Here is a 25,838-nt window from a genome sequence, read left to right as displayed (position 1 = left end):
CGAAAATGACGTTAACTAGAATTTTATCTATTGTCTTCTTATTAGGCGCACTTGGCCTAGGTTACATGCTTTATGACTCCGTGGACAGCGTAGTAGAAAAAGAAAAAGAAATCGCCAGAACAGAGGCTCGAATTATTGAGAAATTACAAATGCTCAGAGATGCACAAATTGCTTACGTTGCTACTAATGGTGAATATGCCGGTAACTGGAACGATTTGAAAAAATTCATCGAAGAAGGACAGATTTGGTTAATCCAAAGAAGTGAAACCACTAAATTATTGGATTACGGTAAGGAAGAAACAACCGTAACTTTTGATACTTTAGGATCTGTAAACGTAATAGATTCTCTATTCAATGAAAGAAAATATCCTGATTTCAACTTAGAAGCATTACATGTAGTTCCTGGTTCTGGTGGACAGACTTTTGAGTTTTTCTCTGATAAAGTCGAAAGAAATCAAAGAGAAATCCCTGTATTTGAAATCAGAGATCCAGACCCTATTAATCCAAAAAGAAGGTTGAATAATAAGGAAAAAGCCTTGAGAGTAGGTTCTAGAACTGATTCATCTACTTCAGGTAACTGGGAGTAATCTTGGCTAACTCTAAAGAAAATATTCAAGAGAACATTTACAGCGATAAATTTGATACCCAAGCGGTATCAAGTTTATCGCTTTTCTTATTTGATGAAAAATATATTCTCCTATCCAAGGATATAAATGGGGATGTATCTGGTATTCATCAAAAGTTTTTTGCCGATCTGAAGTCTTTAAAATTCGTCATAGAACGAGACAAACTTTATGCATTAGATGTTCGAAAAAAAGTTTTTCTATTCCAAAAACCTGTTGCATTAATTCCTGGATTAGTTTTCGATTCTAGTCATCTTCCTGTTTACTTAGGGTTTTCGGAGGAAAATGGAAATGATGTAAGTTATATATCCTCCGGTATAGATAGCAACAATTGTTATTTGGTATCAAAAATAGGTAATGAACTGAAAGAAGTTTTTACAGGTACAAGCAAGCAAATTTCATTTCATCATGGGGCAGCGTCATTTTTATCCTACATCTTAAAAGATAAAAACACCTATATCAATCAAGAGACCTTCATTTCTGTTTTTAGCCATGGTTTTTATCTTGCCGCTTTCAAAAATCAAAAATTAACTGTTTTCAATGTCTTCGACTGCGATGATAGAGATAGTCTGATGAAATATTTGTTTGGAATAACCAATCATTTAAATTTTGATCGTAAATACTGCAGAGTCACCGTGTTTGGTGAATACGCTGCTTTAGATCTTGATCAAGAATTTGGTCGTACATATTTCAAAAATTTCGTTTTGGATCAACCAAAAGCGAATCAACAATACCAATTAGGTGCTGGCATATTTCAGAATTCAAATTTATTTGAAGCCTTCTGGGAATACTAAAAGACAACCCAATGACAAAAATAGCCATTTTCCCAGGATCATTTGACCCTTTTACAAAAGGGCATCACGACATCGTCAACAGAAGTCTTGATATTTTTGACAAGGTGATTATAGGGATTGGATATAATTCATCTAAAAAAAATAGGTACTTTGATATTGACATCATGGTCGAAAAAATCAAAGAGACCTATGCTTTGAATGAAAGAGTTGAAGTTCATGTGTACAATGAATTGACGTCAACCTTTGCAAAAAAGCATAACGCTAATTTTCTGGTGAGGGGATTGAGAAATACAACTGATTTCGAATATGAAAACACAATCAGTCAGATGAACCGAAATCTTAATCCAGACTTAGAAACTGTATTTTTGATTACATCACCAGAATTCGCTGCTATCAGTTCTACAATCATCCGAGAAGTTCACAGATTTGGTGTTGACATCAATAAGTATCTTCCTTACGAAGTCTGAGCTTTCGGTGCCATTCTTAAAAAGCGTTTGTAAAGATACCTCATGGAAGGATAAGAGTTGACTAATGCGACTTTTGCTTCATGATGACTCAGCCATTTAATATCTTCTATTCCTTCTTCTGCCTGAGGCTTCATTCCTTTATCATCCATATTTTCCATTGCATACCAAAAAGTCTTTTTGAGAATACTCTTTCTATTATGCGTATAAGTATGCCATGTTTTACAGATTTCAGGTCCTAACTTGACCTGAATAGCGCATTCCTCTTCCACTTCTCTAACCGCACACTCCTCTGGACTTTCACCTTTTTCGAACTTGCCCTTGGGCAAATCCCACTTTCCTAAGCGGTGGATAAAAAGCACTTTATCCTCTTTTGTCACTACTCCCCCAGCTGCCTTGATAATTGTAAATCTACTTTTGATAAACTTTTTCAAGGTTTCTTTATCCTTTGTCACTAAGACCACAGAATCTAAATTCTTAAGTTTCCTTGTACGCATAAGGTATAAAAGTTTGATTATAACATCTTTGGATGGGTTGGTAATCAAAACATCATCATGAAAATTAGCCGTTGCAGGTAAGTCAGCTGGATTTTCATAGATACATTCAAATGTCCTATCATCAGTAAGTTCCTGAGGAGTCAAAATATCCAAAGGCTTATCATTTATAAAAATCTTCATAGTGCTTGGTAAATTTTATCAAATGAAATCGCTACGCAAATCAAAAATGCAGAAAAAAAATCAACCTGCACAATCCCGCTTGATTTTTATCTGCTATTTTTGAGGTATGAAATTATTTGATAAAACTGTAGCGGCTGAAGTAGCTTCAAAACTTCTAGAAATCAAAGCAATTCGTCTTCAACCTGACAAACCATTTACTTGGGCTTCTGGCTGGAAATCACCGATTTACTGTGACAATAGACTTTCTCTTTCCTACCCTGAGGTGAGAAATCTGATCAAAGACCATTTGATCAAAGCCATCCAACATTACTTTCCTCAAACTGAGGCAATCGCTGGTGTTGCAACAGCTGGGATTCCACAAGGAGCACTTTTAGCAGATGGATTGGGATTACCATTTATTTATGTTCGATCGAAGGCAAAGGGCCATGGAATGGAAAACATGATCGAAGGAAAGGTTACACCGGGTCAAAAAGTCGTAGTTGTAGAGGATCTAGTGTCTACGGGAGGTAGTTCTTTAAAAGCTGTAGCTGATCTGAAGGCCGCTGGCTTTGAGGTGTTGGGAATGGTTGCAATTTTCACATATGGATTTGATGTTGCAGCAGAGAACTTCAAAAATGCAGGAGTAGATTTGATTTGCTTGAGTGATTATGCAGCGATGTTACCACAGGCATTGGCTAATGACTATATTAATGACGATGAAACCTTGGCTTCATTAGTAGAATGGAGAAAAGATCCCGCTGTGTGGGGAAAAGAATAACCATCACAATATTATTTTTAATTGAAAGTAAAAAAGAGAGCTACGAAAGCTCTCTTTTTTTATATCTATTTCTACAACTTCTCAGTCAGAATAGATAATGCTGTCATAATTCCTTCTCTGTAATTTCCCAATCTGATATTTTCATCAGGACCATGTTGATTGTTGTCTGAATTGACTGTTGGTATGGTCACAGCTGGAAAACCCAGTGCATCAACAAATGGAGAAATTGGTAGTGAACCTCCACTGATCCTGATCTTTATTGGAGATTTAGCAAATGCTCTTATGAAAGCTTTTTCTAACCATATACCCGGTTCCGAATCAAATGGCGTTCGAAATGCCTGATAGGAAATTGTTCCTTTCCATTTGACAAGTTTAGGATATTTCATCCGTTCTTCGTCTGTGGGTTCTCTGTCCAAGATATGATAGCCTTGTTCTTCAATATGACTGCGAACCAATCCAAATAACCTCTCTGGATCACTTTCAGGTACTAATCTGATATCGATCTCTGCTGTAGCATCAGCAGGTACGATTGTCCTTGACTCCGCTCCTATCCATCCTGACCCCAAGCCTCTGATATTTAAAGAGGGGTATTGAATTGACTCTTGATAATTGCTCCCAACTTGGTCTGTGAAGCCAATTCCAAGTTTTCTTTTGATTTCTGCTTCATCATCTGGAACAGCATCAAGGATCATTTTCTCTTCTGGACTTAAATTAATCCCATCATAAAATCCCGGAATGATCACTCTACCTTCATCATCTTTCATTGATGCCAATAATTTGGATAACCTAAGTGCTGGATTGGGAGCGTAATTTCCATAATGTCCAGAATGCTGCGCCGCTCTAGGACCAAAAACAGTCAAAGTGATTTCTGAAATACCTCTTGCGCCAAAACTCAATGTTGGTTCATTGCTCAGGTGTCTTGGCCCATCCATGATTAGCATCATGTCTGCCTTGAGTTTTTCACGGTGATCCAAAACAGCTGCGGGTAAATTCGGAGACCCAATTTCTTCTTCAAAATCCAAAATCACTTTCAAATTGTAGTTGGGTAAATGACCTTCTGCAATCATGGCATCCCAAGCAGTCAAAAACATAGCTAAAGGACCCTTGTCATCTGATACTGCTCTTGCATATATCCTCCATTCATCATCAATTCCTTCTTCAATTTTATCCATCGAAATCTCTTCCCAATCCCCAGATTCATTGATTTTCTTCAACACTGGGGTGTATGGATCCGCTTGATTCCATTTTTTTCTATCAACAGGCTGGCCATCGACATGGAAATAAAACAAGACTGTTTTATTCGTAGCTTCCACTTCGTAGCTTGCTAACATCAAAGGGAATCCTTTGGTAGCTAATTGTTGAATACTCCAATTTCTATTGGAAAAATTCTCTTCGCACCATTCTAAATTAGGAACAAGCTGATCAGGATGATTAGAATCGTTGGGTATTGAGACAAGCTCATTGAGCAACTTAACACCATTGACAAGGTGCCTTTCTGTCGTTTTTTGAAGATCAATATGTTGGGCTTGAACCAAGCCTGGAAGACATAAAAAAATGGCACTTATAAGTTTATAGATTTTCATGGTGAATGTGATTTAGCATGGTTGAATTTAAGCCACAATAAATAAATTTAAAAGTCAATTCTATAAACGGCTCAAAATAAATAAACCAGTCCCGAATGGACTGGTTTATTTATTTTTATATGTATACCCGCTTTCTTGGCAGTAGCCATACATAATGTTGTATGTAGTTCATCATTTCAGCTGAGGTCAGTCGACTGAGGACTATTATTCGCATAATTATAATTAAAATATTCACCTCCTGTCGTCATTGCGGATAATCATATTTATTTGTGGATGAATGTAAAACTCACATTTACCCTATCTGTCAGCGTCTGTTCTTCGGGACTAAAAGTAGGCTCTACTCTATCTTCAGAGGCTGTCTTCATCATCATCGTTTCCATTCGATACTCAGTTGGCTGGAAACTAGCACCTGAGCTGTAGTTAACTTTATAAACTCGGATTTGATCGATCCCCATGGTCTTAGCAATGATATCAGCCTTTCTCTTTGCATCAAGCAAAGCCAATTCTAAAAGCTTTTCCTGATAAGATTTCTTTTGATTCTCAGAAATACCAAAACTCACATTATAACTTAAGTCAGCCGATTCATTGATTGATTCGACGATTTTCACTAAATCATTATCTCTTTGCTTGAGTACGACTTTGATATTTTGGGTGGCAACATATCCACTATCTTTAGAAGATCCTCTGGTATAGATTCTATTGATATTGACATAGTAGTTTTCCACTACAAATTTGTAATCTTTTACACCTGACTTTTTCAATGCATCTTCGATTGCTTTTGTCTTTTTATTCAGCTTGTTAGTTACGTCTGAAACTTTCATCCCCAATTCTCGGAGATTCATATTAATAGTAGCTTCATCTGGCATCACTTTGATTTCACTGGCGCCATCTACTTCAATCGATGGGACAGATTGTTGCTGTGCAGAAGCAAATAATGGCAGTAGCAAAACGGGTAATATAAAGAGTAGTTTTTTCATAAAATATAGATTTTAGTCTGTTTACAGTATTCAAATCCCAAGCCACAAAAACTTAATATCTGTTAATTCCCAAAATTGATTTTCTTGAGAAAGTATTTATCCTAAATTTAAGGGTAAGAAATTATCAAACCACATTCATGACGAATTAACATCCCATTATGTCTCAACAATTTTCCATACTATGAAAAATATTAACAAGCTTTTTGCCCTATCAGTATTCGCTTTCCTCATCCCTATTCTCAGTTTCTGTCAAGGAACAAATGTAAATTTCTCCATTTCAGAAAAAGTCAACCAAGATTCACTTCGCAATATTGACATCTTGCTTAAGAAAGCAGTAGATAATCAATGGATTGCTGGAGCAGTTGCATTGGTGGCGGTAGATGGGGAAATCGTCTATGAAAATGCATTTGGGTACAAAAACATAGCTCAAAATAAAGCGATGAAGACAAATGATATTTTCAGAATGGCCTCCATGACCAAACCTATCACTTCTATTGCAATTCTTAAATTGTATGAAGATGGAAAATTGGATTTCAAAGATCCTGTTTCCAAATATATTCCTGAGTTTTCAAACCCTCAGATATTGGTTGATGTAAATCCTGCTGACTCCAGCTACACGACAAGATCTGCTTCTAGAGAAGTGACTATCCATGATCTATTGACCCATACTTCCGGAATTTCTTATGGCTTTGCAGATACTTTGATGAATAAGATTTATGCCAAAGAAGGAATCATAGATTTGACCACTTTGAAGCCAATCATGCTGGAGGAAAGCATTGCTAAACTAGGGAAACTCCCTTTGAAACATGAACCGGGTGAGAAATTCACTTACGGATTGAGTATAGATGTGCTAGGACGAGTAGTTGAAGTTGCTTCAGGACAATCATTTGATCAATATTTGTTGGAAAATATTTTTGATCCACTAGGCATGGATGATACTAGATTTTATTTCGATGATGAAGCTCAGGCAGAGAGGCTTACGACTATGTATGCAAATACTAGATCTGAGCCTTTAGTGGAGTTCCCAGAAAATCCAAATAGAGGCTTATCCGGTTTCTTCCCAATCAAAGGAGCAAAAACTTATTTCTCAGGGGGAGCTGGTCTGAGTTCTACAGCTCAGGACTACTTCAAATTTTGTCAAATGGTACTCAATGATGGAGAATTAAATGGCATAAGAATCCTACAAAAGGAAACTGTCGCATTCGCAAAAAACAATCAAATCGGAGAAATTAGAATGGGTAGAGATCATTTCACCTATGGTTATCAGGTTGTTCCAGAAGATGGAGATTTACGTTTTGGAAGGATTCCTGGAAAAATCTCTTGGGGAGGTGCCTTTCAAACCACATTCTGGATAGATCCTGCAAGAAATTCTGTAGCCATGCTGCTTACGCAAATGTACCCATCATATCATCAACAAAAGCTTTATGGACCATTTGAGCAAATGGTGAATGGGGCGTTTGAGGCCGAAAATTAATGGCGTATTATATTTCAGTGGGAAAAAGGGCAAGCTTCTCCTGTATCAATAGTTGACTATCATTAAATCATCACAAATGGAAAATTAGTTAACATCGATCCAGGCGAAATTCTATTATTTGAATTCCTAGAACCACTTGAAATCACACCTTATAGACTTTCTAAAGATTTAAAAATCCCTGCTAGCAAACTAACAGGGATTTTACTTTATTTTCCTAAATCTAAAATATCTCCAATTTTATTGATTTTTTGCATTTCTGAAGCTAGACTTTCATAATCTTCAGCAATGATTTTATCTCTGAATTTTGACAAATTAGATATATAAAGACTCAAGGCTTCGAGCATATTTTTTTTGTTTTCCTCCATAATCGGTGCCCACATAGCAGGAGATGATTTGGCCAACCTTACTGTAGATGCAAAACCTGAACCTGCCATATCAAAGATATTTTTTTCATCTTCCATCTTATCCAAAACAGTCTTGCCAAGCATAAAAGAAGATACGTGCGAAAGATGCGACACAAAGGCAAGGTGTCTGTCATGCTCTTCCGCATCCATAAATCTCAGCTTCATATTGAGCGCTTCCAAGATATCATAAGCCATCCCTTTCAAATGCACATCAGTCAATTCCATTTCGCAGATGATAAAGACTTTCTTATCCAATAAGTCAGCTTTAGCAGCTTTTGGTCCTGAATATTCCGTACCTGCAATTGGGTGTCCTGCCAAATATTGGGCTCTTTTAGGATGCTCTGTAACCGCTTTGCAAAGATTCTCCTTCGTAGAACCAAAGTCTATAATCAATGTATTTGGCCCTACTTGATCCAAATATTTGATTAGAAGTCCAGATAGCGTATTCGCTGGAGTCGCTAAAATGATGACATCAGTATCTGCATCTGGTTCTTCTTTGGCTTCATCTATGATTCCTAAGATTTGAGCATCTTCTTGATTTTTGGGATTGGCATCAAACCCAGTAAATTTAATATCAGGTTTAGCCTGTTTTAAAGCTAAGGCAAAAGAACCTCCCAAAAGTCCTAACCCGATAATGTGTATCTTTTTCATATTGATGGTTTTATTTGATTCTATTGATTACTTCTTTTATTTTTTCTTCTGAAATGCAAAGTGAAAAACGAACATATCCTTTTCCCTGACTTCCAAAAATACTTCCTGGCGTGATAAACAAGTGATGTTGATCAAGTAATTCGTCCACAAAATCTATATCTGTTTTATCGTTTTTGATTTTCGCCCAAACGAACATCCCTACAGCGTCTTTTTCTACCTCCAAATCCAAAAGGTCAGCTATTTCCCAGACTAAGTTTCTTCTTTTCGCATAAGTCTCATTCAGCGAAGCATACCAATCTTGACCCAATGAAAGTGCGGCAATAGCACCTTTTTGGATCCCTAGAAACATCCCTGAATCCATATTGCTTTTTACTTTCAGCACTGCATCAACCAATTCTGCCTTCCCCACTAAAGCTCCAACTCTCCATCCCGCCATATTTGCGGTTTTACTGAGGGAATTGAGCTCTATTGCAATTTCTTTTGCTCCGTTTATGGACAAAATACTTGAAGGTTTATCTTCTAAAATAAAGCTGTAAGGATTATCGTGAATGATTAAAATGTCATGCTTCTTCCCAAACTGAATAATCTTTTCAAATAATCCTTGACTAGCTCTAGCACCCGTCGGCATGTGGGGATAGTTTACCCACATCAATTTTACTTTGGAAAGATCGTTCTTTTCCAATGCTGCAAAATTTGGCTGCCAGTCATTTGCTTTATCCAAGTCATAGAAAACAGCCTTAGCTTCCACAAGCTGTGCTGCCGAGGCGTAAGTGGGATAACCGGGATTTGGGATAAAAACTTCGTCACCTGCATTCAAAAACGCCATGGAGATGTGTATTATTCCCTCTTTCGAACCCATCAAAGGGAGAATTTCGGAGTCTGGTTTGAGATCAACTTCATAATGCTTTTGATAAAAATCAGCAAAAGCCTTTCTCAACTCAGGAATTCCCTGATATCCTTGATACCCGTGGGCAAGGGAATCTGAGGCAGTTTCTTGGAGTGCCTGGATCACGGATAGGTGCGGTGGTAAATCCGGACTTCCGATGCCCATATTTATTACAGGCTTCCCTTCAGAAATCAACTGACGGACTTCTTTAAGTTTTTTGGAAAAATAATATTCCTCAATGTGTATTAGCCGATTAGAAAAACCCTTCATTACTTTCTGTTCTCGTATTCCCCGAAAATTTTCACATCGCCAAAATCACTTTTTATATCTTGAATTACCGACTGATAGGCTTGATAATTCTCAAATTGCAAATCAATAAAAAATGCATACTCCCATGGTTTGTCAATCACGGGGATAGATTGAATTTTACTCAAGTCCAAACCAGAGCTACTGATCAATGACAATAATTTTGCAAGAATGCCTTTTTCATTGTTAACAGTTACTTTGATAGAAGCTTTATTAGGTTGTACTAATCCTAAATCCAAAATAGGTTTCTGTAAAATAATGAATCGGGTAAAATTATTTTTAACAGTTTGAATATCGCCTGCAAGTATCTCAAGTCTGTATATTTTCGCAGCTGTAGTACTTGCTATAGCAGCAACATTTTTGAGTTTTTCATCTTTAATTCTTCGCGCAACAGAAGCTGTATCGACATCATCAATTAATTTGATATTTGGATAGGCTTCAAAAAACTTCTTGCATTGCAACAAGGCCATAGGGTGAGATCTTACTTCAGTGATATCATCGATTTGCTGACCTTTCAGACACATCAAATTATGAGAAATTGGCAAGTAATATTCATCCTTGATAGTGAGATTATAGCGATCTATCAATTCATAATTTGGAAGAATAGCACCAGCGATTGAATTTTCAATGGCTAAAATCCCAAATTCACATTCTCCTTTACTCACACATTTGGCAGCTTCTTCAAAAGTCCTAAAACCCAAAATCTCTGCGTCCTCTCCAAAACAATTGAGCGCCACTTGATGATGAAAAGAACCTGGTATTCCTTGTATTGATATTTTCATTGGAAGAGACTATTTTTCAGGTGATAAAAGTGCTAACCCTGTTATTCTTTCAAAATGTTTTACTTCGATTTTTCTTTCGGAAAAAATCTAAAAGCACAGAAGTGTCCAAACAAACTATTCGTTTCTCCATAACGCTAATAAACTTCTTGCTTCTTGAATTTTTTCAATTTCTTGATCTGAAATTACAGGTGCATTTTTCAAAAGTTGCTTTAAATTTATCTTCTCAAATGAGCTCGAAGATTCATCATGTGAGATCTCGTTCACATACTTTCTAACTGCTTCAAACTGCTTTGGAGATAAACTGCTCAGCAATTCTTTTATCTGCTCAAGTTTAAGGTTAACTGAAATGTCCATGTTTAAATATACGTAAATCTATTTTTAAAGATGAATTAAACTGCCAATTGTACTATTCATTCCTATATTCTCCTTTTGAAAACAGTAGAGACAAATTCAAACCTTACAATTCTTTCACAAACCCCACGTGCTTCCAAAAACTTGGATAGGATTTGTTGACTACTTCGGGATCTTCGATTATGACTTGAGTTTTGGTCATCAATGGCATAAATGCCATCGCCATCCTGTGGTCATCATAAGTATGAATCTTTACTTCATTTGGAATATCAACTGAAGGAATAAGCGTGAATACCTCGTCTTTCCCTTCGACCAATTGTGCATTGAACTTGGCTAGTTCTTGCTGCAAGGCTAAGATTCTATCTGTTTCTTTGATCCTTAGGCTTTCAAGCCCAGAAAACTCTACTTTCTGACCTAAGATTGCACACGTGACAGCCACCGTTTGTGCCAAATCAGGACAATGAGTAAAATCCCATGACTTCAATCCTTTGACAGATTGCTTGGTCAATTTAACCCCCGAGTCATTGAATTCACTTCTAACTCCCAAATGATCCATAATTTCTACGATCTTGGAATCACCTTGAAGGCTGTCTTGCTTCAATCCTCTTAAGAACAATTCTCCTTCTTCAGCACATGCCAACAGGCTAAACCAATAACTTGCACCTGACCAATCAGATTCAACGGCGAAACTTGTTGGCTGATATTTTTGAGGAGCAACATGAATCCTATTTTCATCCCAAGTAAATGTCACACCGAATTGCGCCATCAACTCTAGTGTCATTTCTATGTAAGTTCTCGAGCCTACTTTGCCTTCCAGCTCCAACTCTAATCCTTCTGGCAAAATCGGTGCAATCATTAACAAAGCTGAAATATATTGACTGCTTACGTCTCCTCTAATCCTGATTTTATTGGTTTTTTGATTGCTAAAGCCGTGAATTGCCAAAGGTGGGTAGCCTTCTTTGTTCATATAATGTATCTCCCCACCGAGCTCTCTCAGTGCATCTACCAAGATTCCTATAGGGCGCTCACACATCCTATCGGTACCAGTCATGATCTTATTCTGATTAGTGATTGTAGCAAAGGCGGTAAGAAAACGCATGGTCGTACCAGCATCAAGCACATCAAAAACAGGTGGGTTAGTTTCCAGCAAACGAATCATCGTTTGCGTATCTCTTGCCTCAGCAAGATTGCTAATCTGATTTTCACCTTCTGTCAAAGCATCAATAATCAATACCCTATTGCTTTCGCTTTTTGAAGAAGGAAGAGGGATATCCGTAAAGTTGAATTTTGATAGTTGAGATAAAGTAATGGTATTCATTAGGTATAGATAAGCTTAAAGAGATTATTAAAGGGATTTGTAGAATGCGATCGCTTCTTTGATTTCTGCTGTACTCCCTGTGATATCGTATTCGCACTGTCCGATTTTCCTGAGAAGGGAGAAATTTATGCGTTCTGAATCATTTTTCTTGTCTTGTGAACAAAGCGTTACAATAGCATCAACATCAGCAGCTGGAATTTCTATTTTCCCATACACTCCCAAGAGTAAATTTGTGATTTGCTTCAATTCATCTAAAGTCAATCCTGATTTTTTGTTTGAGAGAAAAGCTTCAGAAATCATTCCGATGGCAATTGCTTCTCCATGAAGTAAATGCTTGTCAGAATCCAAATAAAAGGATTCAAAAGCATGACCAATGGTGTGCCCAAAATTGAGAATTTTCCTCAATCCCGATTCCTTCGGATCTTTCTCTACCACTGACTTTTTTATGCTGACTGACTTTTCGATCAAGGTCTTCCAATCTTGAGATTCCCAATCTTGAATTTTCAGGCAAGAAAAATAATCTGCATTTTGGATCAAGCCATGTTTGACCACTTCTGCATATCCGGATCTGAGTTCTACTTCGGGTAGTGTTTTGAGAAATTCATCTGAAATTAGAACAGCAATAGGCTCTGCAAAAACACCGATATGATTCTTGAAACCATTAAAATCAATCCCAAGCTTTCCTCCTACGCTAGCATCGACCTGTGAAAGCAGTGTGGTTGGTATATTGATGAAGCGAACACCTCTTTTGTAAGTACTAGCGCAAAAGCCACCCATATCACCAGTCACGCCTCCACCAAGATTGATGATCAGCGCTTTTCGGTCGAATCCACAGTCTGTCATCCATTGCCAGATTTGAGTGCAGGTATCCAAGTTTTTATTGATCTCTCCCGCTGTAAAAGCGAAAGTCTGATGTGGTGGTAGCTTGGATTTAATCAATGGATAGCAATGCTGCTGTGTATTGCTATCCATGATCAATCCGAGTTGGGAATAATCCTGTCTGTTCAAAAACCCAGCAAGATCATCCAATATGGTATTAGAAAATATAATTGATTCCAATTTTTCTATATTATTAATTGACTCGAAATTACAAAAAGCCCGGGGATAAAAGTTATAAAATCGCAAAGTTGTAATGTTGAAAAGTTTGAAATTAGCTTTGATTAAATACAAAATGAAATCAATGATTGCCAATAACTTTTAAACCTTTCAACATTTTAACCTTTTAATCTATTTACTATCTCTTAACTGGATCCGCTTCTCTTAATTGCTTCTCTTGTCTTTTGACAGATTCTTCATGAATACAGTAAAGTAATTCTTTCATGAATTTTTCACTCAAATTTTTCGTCACCCCCTTTTGGGTTCTAGATTCCATTACATATTTCCATCTGTCCGATTGGAATACGGTTAGGTGATTTTCTCTTTTGTAAGCTCCAATTTGATCGATCATGGAGAATCTTTCTTGTAGCAAATCCAACAGTTGATCATCTAAATGATCTACGGCCGATCTCAAATCATTCAATCTTTCGCTTGGGTTTTCAGAACCAGCAGTTTCTCTAAAGTCTATCTGAGAAAGAATTTGCTTTAAAGCAGCTGGAGTAACTTGCTGTTTTGCATCAGACCAGGCATTATCAGGATCATGGTGCGTTTCGATCATCAGTCCATCCAAACCAAAATTAATCGCACGCTGAGCAGTCTCTAAAATACCAGCTCTATTTCCTACGATGTGACTAGGGTCGTTGATCACTTCCATTCCTTTCCACTCTCTCTTTAAGTGAATTGGCATAGACCAATTTGGCTTATTTCTAAAACGCTTATCATAAGAATCAGAGAATCCTCTATGAATAGCAGCCAATTTATTGATCCCTACAGTCTGAAGTCTTTCCAAAGCTCCCAGCCACAGTTGAAGGTCAGGATTCATTGGGTTTTTTACCATCACAGGAATATCTACGCCTTTCAATGCATCAGCAATTTCCTGCACAGCAAACGGATTAACTGTTGTTCTTGCCCCTATCCAAAGTACATCCACCTTGTGCTTCAATGCTAATTCAACATGGGCAGCATTTCCAACTTCAGTCGTGATCGGAATGTTCAGGTGATTTCTCACGATTTCCATCCACGTCAGTCCTTCTTCCCCAATCCCTTCGAAACTCCCCGGTCTAGTTCTTGGTTTCCAAATTCCCGCTCTGAATAGGTGAGGAATCATATTTTCCTTTTTCATATCCAAACAGACTTTTTCTATCTGCTCTGGCGTTTCTGCGCTACAAGGTCCTGCAATGATCAAATGACCATTTAATCCTAGTCCCCAGTCTTTTGTTTGTAAGTGATTTTCCATGAGTTTAATTGGTTTGAATAAAAAAAGCCCGATTCTTGCGAATCGGGCTTCTGTGTTTGTATGATTGTTTATTTTTTGACTAGACAATACGCAGCTCCGATTCGACCTTTGGGACGAAAGTAAAAATAAAAGAAAGTAAAATAGATCGCTGCTGTGATTAACATACTCCAAATGTAAATGGTCATTTTTTAAAAACAAATTAATTTTTCAATATTTTTTTACCGATTAGATAAAACTAGCCAATATTGTTACCAATTCATCAAAAGAGTATAGAAATTCGATTTTGTGCAGAATATAATTTGGACTCGATTTTCCAAAACTCTTCAATATCTGGGAACCATCTTTTTGAAAAACTCATTAGAATATTGGATTACCTTCTTATAAAGAAATATGGAAACGATCACCAAACCAAAAACAGAAATTGATCCTGAAATATTAGAGCAAATTGTTTCAGATGAGGCTGTAGAAAAACAAGTTATCGTGAAATGCTCTTTCAAAAATGGCCCGATGGAGCAACTGATTAGAATATGGAACAGTACTTTTTTGATCCCGACAGGTGACAGCCATAAATCCAAATTGCTCAACATTGATAATATTACATTTTTTCCAATGTGGACCGTGATCAAGCCTTTTGAATTATTTCAATTTACCTTGATTTTCGAAGGACTATCCAAAGATTGTAAGTCATTTGATCTAATTGAGGAAATCCCACAATCAGGTGGATTTAGTGTTTTAGGAATTCCGAGGAATCAAACGGATGTTTATCATGTGGAATTCTAATTTACTTTTCCAGCTTTGTTCCTTCCATAATTTCTGTTTGCTTACTGATCGATTCGGTATGAATAAGTTTAAAAATTTCTCTAGCGAATTCAGGATTCAAATTCATAGCCTGCGCCCATTCTGCTCTAGTTTTGAAAACCTTCTTCCACCTTTCGATTTGAAAAACGGTCAAGTTATTTGATTTTTTATATTCGCCCACTTGCTCTACCAGATTCATCCTGCGAGTCATCACTTCTAATAGTTCCCGATCTACTTCATCTATTTGTTCTCTCAATTGTTCTAATTGATGTTTGAAAATAGGATTTTCCAATCCAGTATTTCTGGTTTTAAGTCTTTTGAGCATTACACCAAATGCCTCCGGAGTCAATTGTTGCGCCGCATCTGACCAAGCCTTATCAGGATCGATATGAGATTCTACGATCAAACCATCGAAATTCAAGTCATAAGCCATCTGTGCGATATCAAATAGCAGGTCTCTCTTTCCACCAATATGACTGGGATCATTCAACAAAGGTAGATTAGGGAATTTGGTTTTTAATTCAATCGGCAGTTGCCACATCGGAGAATTCCTGTATTTAGTATCATTGAAATTAGAAAAACCTCTGTGAATCGCTCCTATTCGCTTCAAACCTGCTTGATCTAATCTTTCCATAGCACCGATCCAAAGTGCCAAATCTGGATTAACTGGATTCTTAACAAAAATAGGCACGTCTACTCCCTTTAAACTATCGGCAATTTCTTGAACCGCAAACGGATTAACAGTGGTCCTTGCTCCAATCCATAACAAATCAATGCCCGCATCGAGCGCTTGCTCCACATGGTTGGGATTTGCTACCTCAATCGCGAACTTTACACCATATTTCCCCTTCACTTCCTTGATCCAAGGCAAAGCGATTGCTCCTACTCCTTCAAAATTACCTGGTCTTGTTCTCGGTTTCCAAACACCGCCACGAATGATTTTCACACCCTGATCTACTAAACCTGATACGGTCTTGTCCAACTGCTCAGGTGTCTCTACGCTACAGGGTCCTGCTATAATCAAGGGATTTTGGAGATTCATTCCCCAATGCTCAAAAGTTCTCGTTTCCAAATGGGCTTATATTTTTAGCAAGTTAACAATTGCCTAAGGTAAAAAGTTATTCCCTCAAAAATGTATCAATATTTCGCTTTTTGATAAAAGATCATAAAGATTAAAAATAGTTTGAACAAATGCGCTAAGAGCCATATAAGGTTTGGAAGGCTTTGTTTGTTAGCGTATATTTGCAGCTCGATTATCAGGATATGCCCACAAAAACGAAAATTTCTTTGGAAAATTTAGAAGTCGCTTTCGCTTCTAAATCAAATGCAGAATTGAGAAAAATGTATCTCATTTTCGCTACTATGAATAACAACGCCGCTGTAAAATTGGGTATTAAAATGGCGAATTTTGCATTCGCTATTAAGGCACCCATCAAAGGTTTGATGAAAAAAACGATGTTTGGGCATTTCTGTGGTGGTGAAAGCATAGAAGATTCTCAAGCCACCGTAGATGAATTGGCAGCATTTCATATCAAAACCATCTTGGATTATTCTGTAGAAGGCATAGGAAACGAAGCCAGTTATGAAGCAACCAAAAATGAGATTTTGAGAACCATTGAAAGATCGGCTGGCGATGAAAATATTCCATTTGCTGTATTTAAAGTGACAGGTCTTGGTAGCTACGAAATCATGACCAAAGTACAGGAAGGGAAAAAGCTTTCTGAAAAAGAGCAAGCTTCCTTTGACAAGCTGAAAGCTCGAGTAGACGAATTGTGTAGAGCTGCTTTTGAAGCAAAAACCAAAATCCTGATTGATGCTGAAGAATCTTGTTTTCAAGACGTCATAGATCAAATGGCTTATGAGGCCATGGAAAAATACAATCAAGAAGATTGCATTGTCTACAATACTTATCAAATGTATATGCACGAAATGTTGCAAAGACTCAAATCTTCACAAGCAGTTGCGGCACATAAAGGATATAAACTTGGCGCTAAGCTCGTGAGAGGAGCATATATGGAAAAGGAAAGAGATCGTGCAAAAGATAAGGGATATAAAAGCCCTATACAGCCAGATAAAGCATCAACAGACAGAGATTTTGATGAAGCACTACGCTTTTGTATTGAAAACCATGGTCATGTTAGTCTCGTGGCAGGTTCACACAATGAAAAAAGTAATATCCTATTAACCCAGTTAATCGAAGAAGCTAATATTAGCCCGAGCGACGAAAGAGTTTATTTTGCTCAGCTTTATGGAATGAGTGATAATATTTCATTCAACTTATCCCATGCAGGATATAATGTAGTAAAGTATGTTCCTTATGGCCCAGTAGAAAAAGTAATGCCTTATTTGGGCAGAAGAGCAGAGGAAAATACTTCCGTGGCAGGTCAGAGTTCGAGAGAATTTGACTTGATCAAAAAGGAAATCGCAAGAAGAAGAAACGTCAAAGCATAAAATATAAACCAACACAGAGCGCAGTTCATATAATTTCGCTCAACATCTCAAATCATTGAACAAATGCAATTATTAAGCGAACAGGAAATAGAGCGTAGAAAAGATCGAGAAGAATTGATGAAACTGGGAATCAACCCTTACCCAGCAGAGTCTTTTCCTATCAACGTGACTGCGGCAGATATTCATAAAAATTACGAAAACAACAAAACTGACTACAAAGGCATCACCATTGCGGGTCGATTGATGAGCCGTCGAATCATGGGTTCTGCTTCTTTTGCGGAGATTCAGGATTCTACGGGTAGACTTCAAATCTATGTCAGAAGAGACGATATTTGCCAAGGCGAAGACAAAACGCTTTACAATACTGTTTTCAAAAAACTATTGGGAATCGGTGATTTCATTGGTGTTCAAGGTTATATTTTTACTACTCAAACAGGTGAGATTTCCCTCCATGTAACTGATCTCAAAGTGCTTTCTAAAGCCGTAAAACCTCTTCCTGTTGTCAAAAGAGACGAAGAAGGAAATGTCTATGATGGATTTACAGATCCTGAAATGAGATACAGACAGCGCTATGTTGATTTGACAGTCAATCCCGATGTGAAAGAGGTGTTCATCACTAGAACAAAAATCATCTCAAATATGAGAAGGTATTTTGATGACCACGGCTGGTTGGAAGTAGAAACTCCAATTCTACAAGCTGTTCACGGTGGTGCAGCAGCTAGACCTTTCAATACCCATCACAATACTTTGGATATGCCTTTGTATTTGAGGATTGCCAATGAATTGTATTTGAAGAGGTTGATTGTTGGAGGATTTGACGGAGTGTATGAATTTGGGAAAATGTTCAGAAATGAAGGAATGGACCGCACTCACAATCCGGAATTCACTTCCATGGAAATCTATGTAGCTTATAAGGACTACATTTGGATGATGGAAATGGTGGAAGAACTTCTCGAAAAAGTAACCAAATCCATCCATGATAAAACAACAGTTACTGTTGGAGATAAGGAAATCAACTTTGCAGGACCTTACAGAAGAATCAGCATGTATGATTCCATCTTGGAATATACAGGAATAGATGTCTCTGAAATGGATGAAGCAGGTTTGAAACAAGTTTGTAAAGATCTTGGTATCGAAACTGATTCAAGCATGGGTAAGGGAAAGTTGGTGGATGAAATCTTCGGTGCAAAAGTAGAAGCAAACCTTATCCAACCTACATACATCACAGATTACCCTATTGAGATGACTCCTTTGGCTAAGAAACACAGAACCAAAGCAGGTCTAGTAGAGCGATTTGAGTTGTTCGTAAATGGAAAAGAAATCGCCAATGCCTACACAGAGTTGAATGATCCAATCGATCAAAGAGAACGATTTGAGGAGCAATTGAAACTAGCCGCACGAGGTGATGATGAAGCGATGGCGATGGATGATGATTTCTTGAGAGCTTTGGAATATGGCATGCCTCCTACTTCAGGCTTGGGTATCGGTATCGATAGATTGACGATGATGCTGACGAATAAAACTACTATTCAGGAAGTTTTATTCTTCCCTCAAATGCGTCCTGAGAAAAAAGTCAAAATCGCATCCGATGAAGATTTCATGGCTTTGGGAGTTGCCCAAGGATTGATTCCTGCATTGAGAGATTTGAATATCTACACCATCGATCAATTGAAAGAACAAGATGCCAATAAGCTTTTCAATGATGTCTGCGGAAGAAGAAAAAAACTCAAACTTGACGCAAGCAATCCTACCAAAGAAGAAGTTGAAGCTTGGTTAGCCTAAGGTTAATTTAAGATTTTAGATCTTTGATTTTAGATTTAATAAAATAACAAGCCGGGTCGGAAGATTCGGCTTTTTTTTTATTAAACATAAAAAGAATTAATCAAGAAATACATCCCCGCTAAAAAAGCTACAACACCAGAATAGTAAATATTAACATTTCCAGTATTGAATTTTTTTCTTGTATAAGCCTTTTCCCTAATTTGGATAATGAAAATTATAATAGAAATTGATATAAGCCCAATCCCAAATAACATTTCAAAAATGTTCATATGCGTGTTATTTTTAATAAACTTAAAGATTTTTTAAGTTTTTATTCCAATTTTTTTGCATTTAGTCTATTCACCCTCGCTTTCAGATCTCAAAAAAAACATTGATCACAGATCAACTAGGCTACTGATAACAACTCTTTTGTTGTAACTCCAAACTGTAATCATTGCGAATAATTCAATAATTACATCACTATTTACACCAAATTTTAAATTTTTTACAGTATTTTTAAGAAAACAAGTAAAAAATAAAACCATGAACTTGAGACTTAACTCTGAATTTGGAACATTGAAGGCTGTATTGATGCATAGACCAGGAAAAGAGATTGACCGGCTAACTCCATACAACAAAGAATACCTCCTATTTGAAGATGTACCCTATTTGGATGCGATGCAGAAAGAACATGATTTTTTTACAGATTTGATAAAGCAAACGACAGGAGCACAAGTTTTCAGGTTGCATGAGTTACTAATTCAGGTACTATCAGATGAAAAGCTACTTTTCCAATTGATGCAACAAGCGCTTACAAAATCAGGAATGACGCATTTGACGGAGCACATCATGGGTAGATTATCTACCGCAGAATGTGCCACAGCGCTCACCGCAGGTGTGAAAGTTCACGAGCTCAAACGAAAAATACCGAATCTATCTGCTGGAGAATTGATGGATTACGCATTTGTAATTCCACCAAGTCCAAACTTATATTTTCAAAGGGATCCGATGGCTGTTACCCCGGGTGGAATCATTTTTTCAAGTATGAAAATGGACGGTAGACAAAGGGAAGCAGATTTGCTGAGAAGCATTTTTGAAAATCATCCTGACTTCAAAGAAAATGTCAACAAACTCTACCCTGTCAATGGACACGACAATCCTCCAAGCATAGAAGGTGGAGATGTTATTGTGCTTTCAAAAAAAGCAGTTGCAATTGGGAATTCCGAACGAACTGATGAAAAAGCAATTTATCATGTAGCCAAAGCGCTACTGGCAGAGGGGACTGTAGAGCGCGTTTATGAAGTTCATCTTCCTCAAAAAAGGAATTATATGCATCTAGATACTGTATTCACCATATTGGATGAAAACCTTGTATTGACCTATCCCGACGCACTCAATGCTGTTTTACAGACTTCCCTCTACACGCTCAAAGAAATCAAAGACGGCAAAGTCCATATCAAAAGAGAGGTTTTGAATGAATCTTTGCTTACTGTTTTGGAAAAAGAAATCCCCTATCTGGAGATTCTTCATACTGCTGATGGAAATCCTGATTATGCGATGCGCGAACAATGGTTTGATGGTGCCAATGTCTTCGCTATCGGCCCAAGAAGGGTGATTTCCTACAATAGAAATAAACACACCAATAGAGCTTTGAGAAACCTAGGAGTAGAAGTATTGGAAATTCCATCTTCAGAACTCTCTCGAGGTCTTGGAGGCCCAAGATGCATGACCATGCCTTTGAGCAGAGCTAAAATCTAGAATTTTAACTCAATTCCATTTCCAAACTTTCAATCTCCTCAGCGAGCTTTTCCCATCGGATGTTCAAAGCGCCTTCCTTGGCTTGAAAAGCTGCGTAATCCTTGTTCAAAGCCTCTAACTTTTCTGCATCTGCATAAACTTCAGGCTTTGCCATTTCTATTTCCAAAGCTGCTTTCTTTTTCTCAAGACTTGATATGTCATTTTCAACCTGTTCCAGATCTTGCTCCTTTTTCTTCAGCTCTTTTTTGATCAAATTAGCTTCAGATTGGTTGACTTCTTTTCTTTTAGGAGCTTCTACTTTCGGCGCAGACTCCACACTTGGAGTGATTGGTTTTACGAATTCTTGCTTCGCTTTCCAGTCCACATACTCTTGATAGCTGCCTAAATATTCCTTGATTTCATGATTTTCTATGTACCAGATTTTATTCGCTACACCTTTGATAAAGTGTCTATCGTGAGATACAGTAATGAAAGTCCCTTCGTATTGCTCCAAAGCCTGAATCAAAATATTCACAGACTGCATATCCAAGTGGTTGGTCGGTTCATCAAGCAATAGAAAATTCGCTTCAGAGATCAATGTTTTTGCTAAGGCAACTCTAGATTTTTCGCCTCCAGAAAGCACTTTGATTTTCTTAAAAACATCATCATTCGAAAAAAGAAAACACCCTAAAACACCCCTAAGTTCTTGCTCTGTTTTCTTGGAACCTGCCTGCGACATTTCTTGAAGAATTTCATTGCTTACATTTAGCGCTTCCAGCTGATGCTGCGCATAAAAAGATTTGATTACATTAAATCCATGCTCTCTCTTCCCTTCAATTGGTTCAGTGCCATCAATAATCCTAAGCAAAGTAGATTTCCCTTTTCCGTTTGCTCCAATCAATGCGATTTTATCACCTCGCTCTATCCTAGCAGTGGAATTTTTGAGTATTACCAAATCACCATAAGCTTTAGAAACATTTTCTAAAGAGACGATGTCTCTACCTGATTTTTGGGAGAATTTGAATTTAAAATTCACGGAAATATTATCATCCACCACTTCATTTACCCTGTCTAATCTATCCAAGGCTTTTACCCTAGACTGCACTTGGTTGGATTTGGTAGCTTTTGCACGGAATCGCTCAATAAACTTTTCCGTTTGCTTGATCATTTGCTGCTGATTTTCATAGGCATTTTGCTGAATTTCCATTCTTTCCTTTTTCTCCTCTTTGTAGAAAGAGTAATTTCCAGAATACAAGGTCAGAGAGCCATTTGAGACCTCCACGGTGGACTCAATACAATTATCCAAAAAATCCTGATCGTGGGAAACCACGATTACTGCACCTTCATAGGTTTTGAGGTAATTTTCTACCCACTGTATAGAGGGTAAATCCAAGTGGTTGGTAGGTTCATCAAGCATCAATAAGGAAGGCTTTTCCAAAAGAAGTTTCGCCAACATCACACGCATTCTCCAACCCCCAGAAAATGTCTTCAGCGGTCGTTGCAAATCCTTGGTATTAAACCCAATTCCTTCAAGCACTTCCTCCGCTTTAGCTTTGATAGTATAGCCTTCATTTGCTTCAAATTGGTCCTGAAGTTTTGCTAATTTATTGATCACTTGATCAGAATAGTCCGTTTCCATTTGCTTGAGAACCGCATCTATTTCCTCCTGCAAGCGCAAAGTTTCTTGAAAAGCTTCCAAAGCCACGTCCAAAATAGAATCTTCCGATTGATAGGAAAGTAAATCTTGATTCAAAAATCCAATAGAACAATCTTTCGCTTTTTGAATTTCACCAGAAGAAGGTTGGAAGTCCCCATTGATGATTTTTAGAAGCGTTGATTTGCCTGTGCCATTTAAGCCAACGAGCCCTATTTTATCTTTTGGTTTTATATGTAAAGAAGCATTTTCGTAAAGACCCCTGCCTCCGATAAAGTACGATAGATTATTAATTGATAACATGGCGCAAAAATAGGCAATCTCCCATTGATATAGAAAGATGCTGGAAAATTTAAAGAAAATGATGATATTTAAGTTCAAGTAAATTTACAACTCATATGCTAAAAAATACGCTACTACTTGCTGCTATGATGATTTCCATGGCTTGCAGCGCTCAAAATAAAAATAATTACATTCAACTTGAAACCATCAAACTCCCTCCAAACTTTGAAATATCAGTTTGGGCAGATGATGTTCCCAATGCACGGTCACTAGCCCTCGGTGATAATGGGACTGTTTTCGTAGGAAATAGACAAGGAAATAAGGTCTATGCCCTTCGTGATAACAACAAAGATGGAAAAGCTGATCAAAAATTCACCTTGGCGGAAGGACTCAGAATGCCCAATGGAGTGGCATTTAAAGATGGTCACTTATATGTTGCAGAGGTAAGTAAAATCCATCGCTTCAAGGATATTGAAAAAAACCTATCCAACCCCAAATCTGAAATCATTTTTGATCAATACCCTGACAAAGCACATCATGGATGGAAGTTTATCGCTTTTGGTCCAGATGGAAAGTTATACATTCCTGTAGGCGCTCCTTGCAATATCTGTGAATCAGAAGAAATTTTTGCAAGTATCACTAGAATTGATGTGAATTCAGCTTCTATCAAGCCAGAAATTTTTGCCAGTGGAGTTAGAAATTCAGTTGGATTTGATTGGCATCCTGTCACCAAAGAACTTTGGTTTACTGATAATGGAAGAGATATGATGGGTGACGATATCCCCGATTGTGAATTGAATCATGCTCCACAAAAAGGCATGCACTTTGGCTATCCTTACTGGCATGCTGGTGATGTCAAAGACCCAGAATTCGGTAGCAAAGGAAAAGCAAAAGAAGCCTACACCGCTCCTGCAGCCAAATTAGGAGCACACACAGCACCTTTGGGGATGCGATTCTATACAGGAACACAGTTTCCAGAGAAATATAAAAACAACATCATCATCGCCAAACATGGTTCTTGGAATAGAAGTAAGAAAGTCGGTTATCAGCTGACCAACATCACTGTCAATGCCCAAAATAAAGTGGTGAAAGAAGAAGTCTTCGCTGAAGGCTGGCTAGATAAAGACTCACAGGAGGTTTGGGGAAGACCTGTTGATGTCCTCCAACTCCCAGACGGAAGCATGTTGGTGTCAGATGACATGTCCAATTGTATTTATCGGATCAGTTATAAAAAGTGAAAATTTTAGATTGAAGGTTTAAAACTATGGGCAGTAAGAATTTAAAAGTTTCAATAGAAAAACCATGTGATAAGAAATGGGATTCTTTTTCAGTGAATGAAAATGGTGGTTATTGTTCTAAATGCAGAACGACAGTTATTGACTTCACCAATTATTCAAACACAGAAATCCTACACTATTTAAAGTCTAATAATCATAAAGTATGTGGAAAGTTAAAAAAAGATCAAAATCAAATCCAACCTACTCTAGCTAGAAAATTTCAATCAAATATAGCTTTCAAAATTATAGCAAGCTTATTTCTATTTACTGGATCTGAAAAAATTATCGCTAAAAATCAATTTTCACAAGAAAAAAATATCATTACAAATCAAGCAACACAAAAGACTGCAAAGTTAGAGTTTCAGATAATCAAAAATGATAGTACAAAGAATTTCATCCAAGGAAAGATTCTTGATAGTCAATCAAAAATGGAACTTCCAGGAGCTACCATATTAATACGAAAAACGGTTATTGGAACTGTGACTAATAAAAAGGGGGAATTTAAACTTGTAATTCCAGAGGATGAAGCAAAAAAGAATATAGAATTGAGAGTAAGTTTCATAGGGTATGAAACAATTTTTCTAAAGTTAAAAAAAGATCAGCTCCCTGTATTTCAAGATTTTGAGCTAAAAGAATCCAACGAGGTTTTGATTGGAGAGATTATAATTACTAAAAATAGAAACAAGTGGTGGCAGTTCTGGAAAAAGAAATATAAGCCATTAAAGTACTAGCTTTTTTTTGTCATTCAAATTAATCTCTATGTAACTTATTTTGGAACATCCTTTGCACTTTTGATAATAGCACTATTGAAAAAACGAATGTTGAATCAATAAACAACTATTATGAAAAATTCCATTTTATTATCGTTAATCACCCTTATTATTTTGTCTTCAAGTTGTGCTCCATCTACCCAAATCACTGCTAGTTGGAAATCAGATGAAGCAAAAGTTGACTTTAAAAGTGTATACATAGCTGCTTTAACAGAAGATTTACAAATTAGACAGAATATAGAGAATGAATTTGCATCAAGACTTCAAAATAGAGATGTAGCCACGATAAAAAGTATTGAAAATTTAAGCCCGGACTTCTTTAGTTCTGGTGAACCAAGTAAAGAGGATATACTTGAAGCGATCCAATCAACCAAGTCAGAGACAATTCTTACAATCACCCTAATTGATATTGAAGAAGAGGAAAGATTTATCCAAGGGGGACAAATGGGACCCATGTTTGCTCCAATTGGAAGATTTGGGTATTATGGGGATTTCGGAGGTTACTTTAATCACTGGCACGGTGCAGGATGGAATCAAGGGTACTACTCAACAGACAAAAAATACTTCTTAGAAACCAATCTTTATGATTCCTCAACTCTAAAGCTTCTCTATTCAGCTCAATCAAAGGCTCTTAATCCAGGAGACATGGAAGCATTTGCTAAAGAATATGTTGATGCTTTAAAACAAGAATTGCGAAAAGAAAATCTTATTAAATAAATAATGGCGACC

The 25,838-nt window shown here is 37.2% G+C and carries 24 protein-coding genes; 12 read left to right on the top strand and 12 right to left on the bottom strand.

The genetic code is table 11. The features are described 5' to 3' along the window. Positions 1 to 5: 5 nt before the first annotated feature. The 3 genes from IEV57_RS07215 to coaD are packed head-to-tail and all read left to right on the top strand — an operon-like array spanning position 6 to position 1,884. The gene (locus IEV57_RS07215; protein WP_188441144.1) at positions 6 to 587 is read left to right on the top strand and encodes a hypothetical protein; all 582 of its coding nucleotides are present in this window, start codon (positions 6 to 8) and stop codon (positions 585 to 587) included. A 2-nt stretch (positions 588 to 589) separates the two neighbouring features. Then, positions 590 to 1,417, top strand: a complete 828-nt coding sequence (locus IEV57_RS07210; protein WP_188441142.1) for a DUF3822 family protein — start codon at positions 590 to 592, stop codon at positions 1,415 to 1,417. A gap of 11 nt (positions 1,418 to 1,428) precedes the next feature. Continuing rightward, on the top strand, positions 1,429 to 1,884 hold the full coding sequence (gene coaD / locus IEV57_RS07205; RefSeq protein ID WP_188441139.1) for a pantetheine-phosphate adenylyltransferase: 456 nt from the start codon (positions 1,429 to 1,431) through the stop codon (positions 1,882 to 1,884). Here the strand turns inward: coaD and IEV57_RS07200 are convergent. Next, on the bottom strand, positions 1,872 to 2,558 hold the full coding sequence (locus IEV57_RS07200) for an NUDIX hydrolase (protein WP_188441137.1): 687 nt from the start codon (positions 2,556 to 2,558) through the stop codon (positions 1,872 to 1,874). The genes coaD and IEV57_RS07200 overlap by 13 nt on opposite strands. A gap of 106 nt (positions 2,559 to 2,664) precedes the next feature. Between IEV57_RS07200 and pyrE the strand changes: the two genes are divergently transcribed. Further along, the gene (gene pyrE / locus IEV57_RS07195) at positions 2,665 to 3,315 is read left to right on the top strand and encodes an orotate phosphoribosyltransferase (RefSeq protein ID WP_188441135.1); all 651 of its coding nucleotides are present in this window, start codon (positions 2,665 to 2,667) and stop codon (positions 3,313 to 3,315) included. A gap of 71 nt (positions 3,316 to 3,386) precedes the next feature. On the opposite strand, the gene IEV57_RS07190 is transcribed toward pyrE, so the two are convergent. Both IEV57_RS07190 and IEV57_RS07185 read right to left on the bottom strand, forming a co-directional pair. Beyond that, positions 3,387 to 4,898: a M20/M25/M40 family metallo-hydrolase gene (locus tag IEV57_RS07190; protein WP_188441133.1), complete on the bottom strand. Its 1,512-nt coding sequence runs from the start codon at positions 4,896 to 4,898 to the stop codon at positions 3,387 to 3,389. A gap of 263 nt (positions 4,899 to 5,161) precedes the next feature. Further along, positions 5,162 to 5,875: an SIMPL domain-containing protein gene (locus tag IEV57_RS07185; protein ID WP_188441130.1), complete on the bottom strand. Its 714-nt coding sequence runs from the start codon at positions 5,873 to 5,875 to the stop codon at positions 5,162 to 5,164. A gap of 181 nt (positions 5,876 to 6,056) precedes the next feature. On the opposite strand from IEV57_RS07185, the gene IEV57_RS07180 reads away from it, so the two are divergent. Further along, on the top strand, positions 6,057 to 7,349 hold the full coding sequence (locus IEV57_RS07180; RefSeq protein ID WP_188441128.1) for a serine hydrolase domain-containing protein: 1,293 nt from the start codon (positions 6,057 to 6,059) through the stop codon (positions 7,347 to 7,349). Positions 7,350 to 7,555: 206 nt separating this feature from the next. Here IEV57_RS07180 and IEV57_RS07175 read toward each other — a convergent pair whose 3' ends face one another. The 7 genes from IEV57_RS07175 to IEV57_RS07145 all read right to left on the bottom strand — a co-directional run bounded on the left by IEV57_RS07175 (position 7,556) and on the right by IEV57_RS07145 (position 14,379). Then, positions 7,556 to 8,404, bottom strand: coding sequence for a prephenate dehydrogenase (locus tag IEV57_RS07175; RefSeq protein ID WP_188441126.1), 849 nt, complete (start codon positions 8,402 to 8,404; stop codon positions 7,556 to 7,558). A gap of 10 nt (positions 8,405 to 8,414) precedes the next feature. Next, a complete protein-coding gene (locus IEV57_RS07170; RefSeq protein WP_188441124.1) occupies positions 8,415 to 9,560 on the bottom strand; it encodes a pyridoxal phosphate-dependent aminotransferase in 1,146 nt (381 codons plus the stop codon). After that, positions 9,560 to 10,378 (bottom strand): prephenate dehydratase, encoded by an 819-nt coding sequence (locus tag IEV57_RS07165; protein WP_188441122.1) that lies wholly within the window; start codon positions 10,376 to 10,378, stop codon positions 9,560 to 9,562. Before IEV57_RS07165 ends, IEV57_RS07170 begins: the two co-directional genes overlap by 1 nt. Positions 10,379 to 10,492: 114 nt before the next feature. Beyond that, on the bottom strand, positions 10,493 to 10,732 hold the full coding sequence (locus tag IEV57_RS07160) for a hypothetical protein (RefSeq protein WP_188441121.1): 240 nt from the start codon (positions 10,730 to 10,732) through the stop codon (positions 10,493 to 10,495). A 103-nt stretch (positions 10,733 to 10,835) separates the two neighbouring features. After that, complete coding sequence (locus IEV57_RS07155) at positions 10,836 to 12,047, bottom strand: 3-phosphoshikimate 1-carboxyvinyltransferase (protein ID WP_188441118.1); 1,212 nt, start codon at positions 12,045 to 12,047, stop codon at positions 10,836 to 10,838. A 27-nt stretch (positions 12,048 to 12,074) separates the two neighbouring features. Beyond that, positions 12,075 to 13,106 carry a 3-dehydroquinate synthase gene (gene aroB / locus IEV57_RS07150; protein WP_188441116.1) on the bottom strand — a complete coding sequence of 344 codons (1,032 nt, stop codon included), beginning with the start codon at positions 13,104 to 13,106 and terminating at the stop codon, positions 12,075 to 12,077. Between the two features lie 175 nt (positions 13,107 to 13,281). Continuing rightward, positions 13,282 to 14,379: a chorismate mutase gene (locus IEV57_RS07145; protein WP_188441114.1), complete on the bottom strand. Its 1,098-nt coding sequence runs from the start codon at positions 14,377 to 14,379 to the stop codon at positions 13,282 to 13,284. A 390-nt stretch (positions 14,380 to 14,769) separates the two neighbouring features. Between IEV57_RS07145 and IEV57_RS07140 the strand changes: the two genes are divergently transcribed. After that, the gene (locus IEV57_RS07140) at positions 14,770 to 15,159 is read left to right on the top strand and encodes a hypothetical protein (RefSeq protein ID WP_188441112.1); all 390 of its coding nucleotides are present in this window, start codon (positions 14,770 to 14,772) and stop codon (positions 15,157 to 15,159) included. Between the two features lies 1 nt (position 15,160). On the opposite strand, the gene IEV57_RS07135 is transcribed toward IEV57_RS07140, so the two are convergent. Beyond that, on the bottom strand, positions 15,161 to 16,249 hold the full coding sequence (locus tag IEV57_RS07135) for a chorismate mutase (RefSeq protein WP_373282230.1): 1,089 nt from the start codon (positions 16,247 to 16,249) through the stop codon (positions 15,161 to 15,163). A 191-nt stretch (positions 16,250 to 16,440) separates the two neighbouring features. Between IEV57_RS07135 and IEV57_RS07130 the strand changes: the two genes are divergently transcribed. The 3 genes from IEV57_RS07130 to IEV57_RS07120 all read left to right on the top strand — a co-directional run bounded on the left by IEV57_RS07130 (position 16,441) and on the right by IEV57_RS07120 (position 21,147). Then, complete coding sequence (locus IEV57_RS07130) at positions 16,441 to 17,628, top strand: proline dehydrogenase family protein (protein ID WP_188441109.1); 1,188 nt, start codon at positions 16,441 to 16,443, stop codon at positions 17,626 to 17,628. Positions 17,629 to 17,691: 63 nt separating this feature from the next. After that, positions 17,692 to 19,410, top strand: a complete 1,719-nt coding sequence (gene lysS, locus IEV57_RS07125; RefSeq protein WP_188441107.1) for a lysine--tRNA ligase — start codon at positions 17,692 to 17,694, stop codon at positions 19,408 to 19,410. Positions 19,411 to 19,932: 522 nt separating this feature from the next. Then, positions 19,933 to 21,147 carry an arginine deiminase gene (locus IEV57_RS07120; RefSeq protein ID WP_188441105.1) on the top strand — a complete coding sequence of 405 codons (1,215 nt, stop codon included), beginning with the start codon at positions 19,933 to 19,935 and terminating at the stop codon, positions 21,145 to 21,147. Positions 21,148 to 21,151: 4 nt separating this feature from the next. Here the strand turns inward: IEV57_RS07120 and IEV57_RS07115 are convergent, their stop codons facing one another. Further along, on the bottom strand, positions 21,152 to 23,083 hold the full coding sequence (locus IEV57_RS07115; RefSeq protein WP_188441103.1) for an ABC-F family ATP-binding cassette domain-containing protein: 1,932 nt from the start codon (positions 23,081 to 23,083) through the stop codon (positions 21,152 to 21,154). 125 nt (positions 23,084 to 23,208) lie between these two features. On the opposite strand from IEV57_RS07115, the gene IEV57_RS07110 reads away from it, so the two are divergent. The 3 genes from IEV57_RS07110 to IEV57_RS07100 all read left to right on the top strand — a co-directional run bounded on the left by IEV57_RS07110 (position 23,209) and on the right by IEV57_RS07100 (position 25,826). Continuing rightward, positions 23,209 to 24,300, top strand: a complete 1,092-nt coding sequence (locus IEV57_RS07110; RefSeq protein ID WP_373282247.1) for a PQQ-dependent sugar dehydrogenase — start codon at positions 23,209 to 23,211, stop codon at positions 24,298 to 24,300. A gap of 26 nt (positions 24,301 to 24,326) precedes the next feature. Next, entirely contained in the window at positions 24,327 to 25,070 is a 744-nt protein-coding gene (locus IEV57_RS07105; protein ID WP_188441099.1) for a carboxypeptidase-like regulatory domain-containing protein, read from the top strand. Between the two features lie 111 nt (positions 25,071 to 25,181). After that, positions 25,182 to 25,826: a hypothetical protein gene (locus IEV57_RS07100; protein ID WP_188441097.1), complete on the top strand. Its 645-nt coding sequence runs from the start codon at positions 25,182 to 25,184 to the stop codon at positions 25,824 to 25,826. Positions 25,827 to 25,838: the final 12 nt, after the last annotated feature.

It is taken from the genome of Belliella aquatica (genome assembly GCF_014637795.1).
Classification (GTDB): domain Bacteria; phylum Bacteroidota; class Bacteroidia; order Cytophagales; family Cyclobacteriaceae; genus Belliella; species Belliella aquatica.
Note: the sequence above shows the minus strand (reverse complement) of the source record. Positions and strands in the feature narration are given on the sequence as shown.

Excerpts from the sequence above, each read along its gene's own strand:
- IEV57_RS07100 (WP_188441097.1), top strand. The coding sequence starts at position 25,182 with ATGAAAAATTCCATTTTATTATCGTTAATCACCCTTATTATTTTGTCT.
- coaD (WP_188441139.1), top strand. The coding sequence starts at position 1,429 with ATGACAAAAATAGCCATTTTCCCAGGATCATTTGACCCTTTTACAAAA.
- IEV57_RS07160 (WP_188441121.1), bottom strand. The coding sequence starts at position 10,732 with ATGGACATTTCAGTTAACCTTAAACTTGAGCAGATAAAAGAATTGCTG.
- IEV57_RS07170 (WP_188441124.1), bottom strand. The coding sequence starts at position 9,560 with ATGAAGGGTTTTTCTAATCGGCTAATACACATTGAGGAATATTATTTT.
- IEV57_RS07110 (WP_373282247.1), top strand. The coding sequence starts at position 23,209 with ATGATGATTTCCATGGCTTGCAGCGCTCAAAATAAAAATAATTACATT.
- IEV57_RS07165 (WP_188441122.1), bottom strand. The coding sequence starts at position 10,378 with ATGAAAATATCAATACAAGGAATACCAGGTTCTTTTCATCATCAAGTG.
- IEV57_RS07175 (WP_188441126.1), bottom strand. The coding sequence starts at position 8,404 with ATGAAAAAGATACACATTATCGGGTTAGGACTTTTGGGAGGTTCTTTT.
- IEV57_RS07200 (WP_188441137.1), bottom strand. The coding sequence starts at position 2,558 with ATGAAGATTTTTATAAATGATAAGCCTTTGGATATTTTGACTCCTCAG.
- IEV57_RS07120 (WP_188441105.1), top strand. The coding sequence starts at position 19,933 with ATGAACTTGAGACTTAACTCTGAATTTGGAACATTGAAGGCTGTATTG.
- IEV57_RS07145 (WP_188441114.1), bottom strand. The coding sequence starts at position 14,379 with ATGGAAAATCACTTACAAACAAAAGACTGGGGACTAGGATTAAATGGT.
- IEV57_RS07155 (WP_188441118.1), bottom strand. The coding sequence starts at position 12,047 with ATGAATACCATTACTTTATCTCAACTATCAAAATTCAACTTTACGGAT.
- IEV57_RS07140 (WP_188441112.1), top strand. The coding sequence starts at position 14,770 with ATGGAAACGATCACCAAACCAAAAACAGAAATTGATCCTGAAATATTA.
- IEV57_RS07215 (WP_188441144.1), top strand. The coding sequence starts at position 6 with ATGACGTTAACTAGAATTTTATCTATTGTCTTCTTATTAGGCGCACTT.
- IEV57_RS07105 (WP_188441099.1), top strand. The coding sequence starts at position 24,327 with ATGGGCAGTAAGAATTTAAAAGTTTCAATAGAAAAACCATGTGATAAG.
- pyrE (WP_188441135.1), top strand. The coding sequence starts at position 2,665 with ATGAAATTATTTGATAAAACTGTAGCGGCTGAAGTAGCTTCAAAACTT.
- IEV57_RS07190 (WP_188441133.1), bottom strand. The coding sequence starts at position 4,898 with ATGAAAATCTATAAACTTATAAGTGCCATTTTTTTATGTCTTCCAGGC.
- lysS (WP_188441107.1), top strand. The coding sequence starts at position 17,692 with ATGCAATTATTAAGCGAACAGGAAATAGAGCGTAGAAAAGATCGAGAA.
- IEV57_RS07185 (WP_188441130.1), bottom strand. The coding sequence starts at position 5,875 with ATGAAAAAACTACTCTTTATATTACCCGTTTTGCTACTGCCATTATTT.
- IEV57_RS07130 (WP_188441109.1), top strand. The coding sequence starts at position 16,441 with ATGCCCACAAAAACGAAAATTTCTTTGGAAAATTTAGAAGTCGCTTTC.
- IEV57_RS07180 (WP_188441128.1), top strand. The coding sequence starts at position 6,057 with ATGAAAAATATTAACAAGCTTTTTGCCCTATCAGTATTCGCTTTCCTC.
- IEV57_RS07115 (WP_188441103.1), bottom strand. The coding sequence starts at position 23,083 with ATGTTATCAATTAATAATCTATCGTACTTTATCGGAGGCAGGGGTCTT.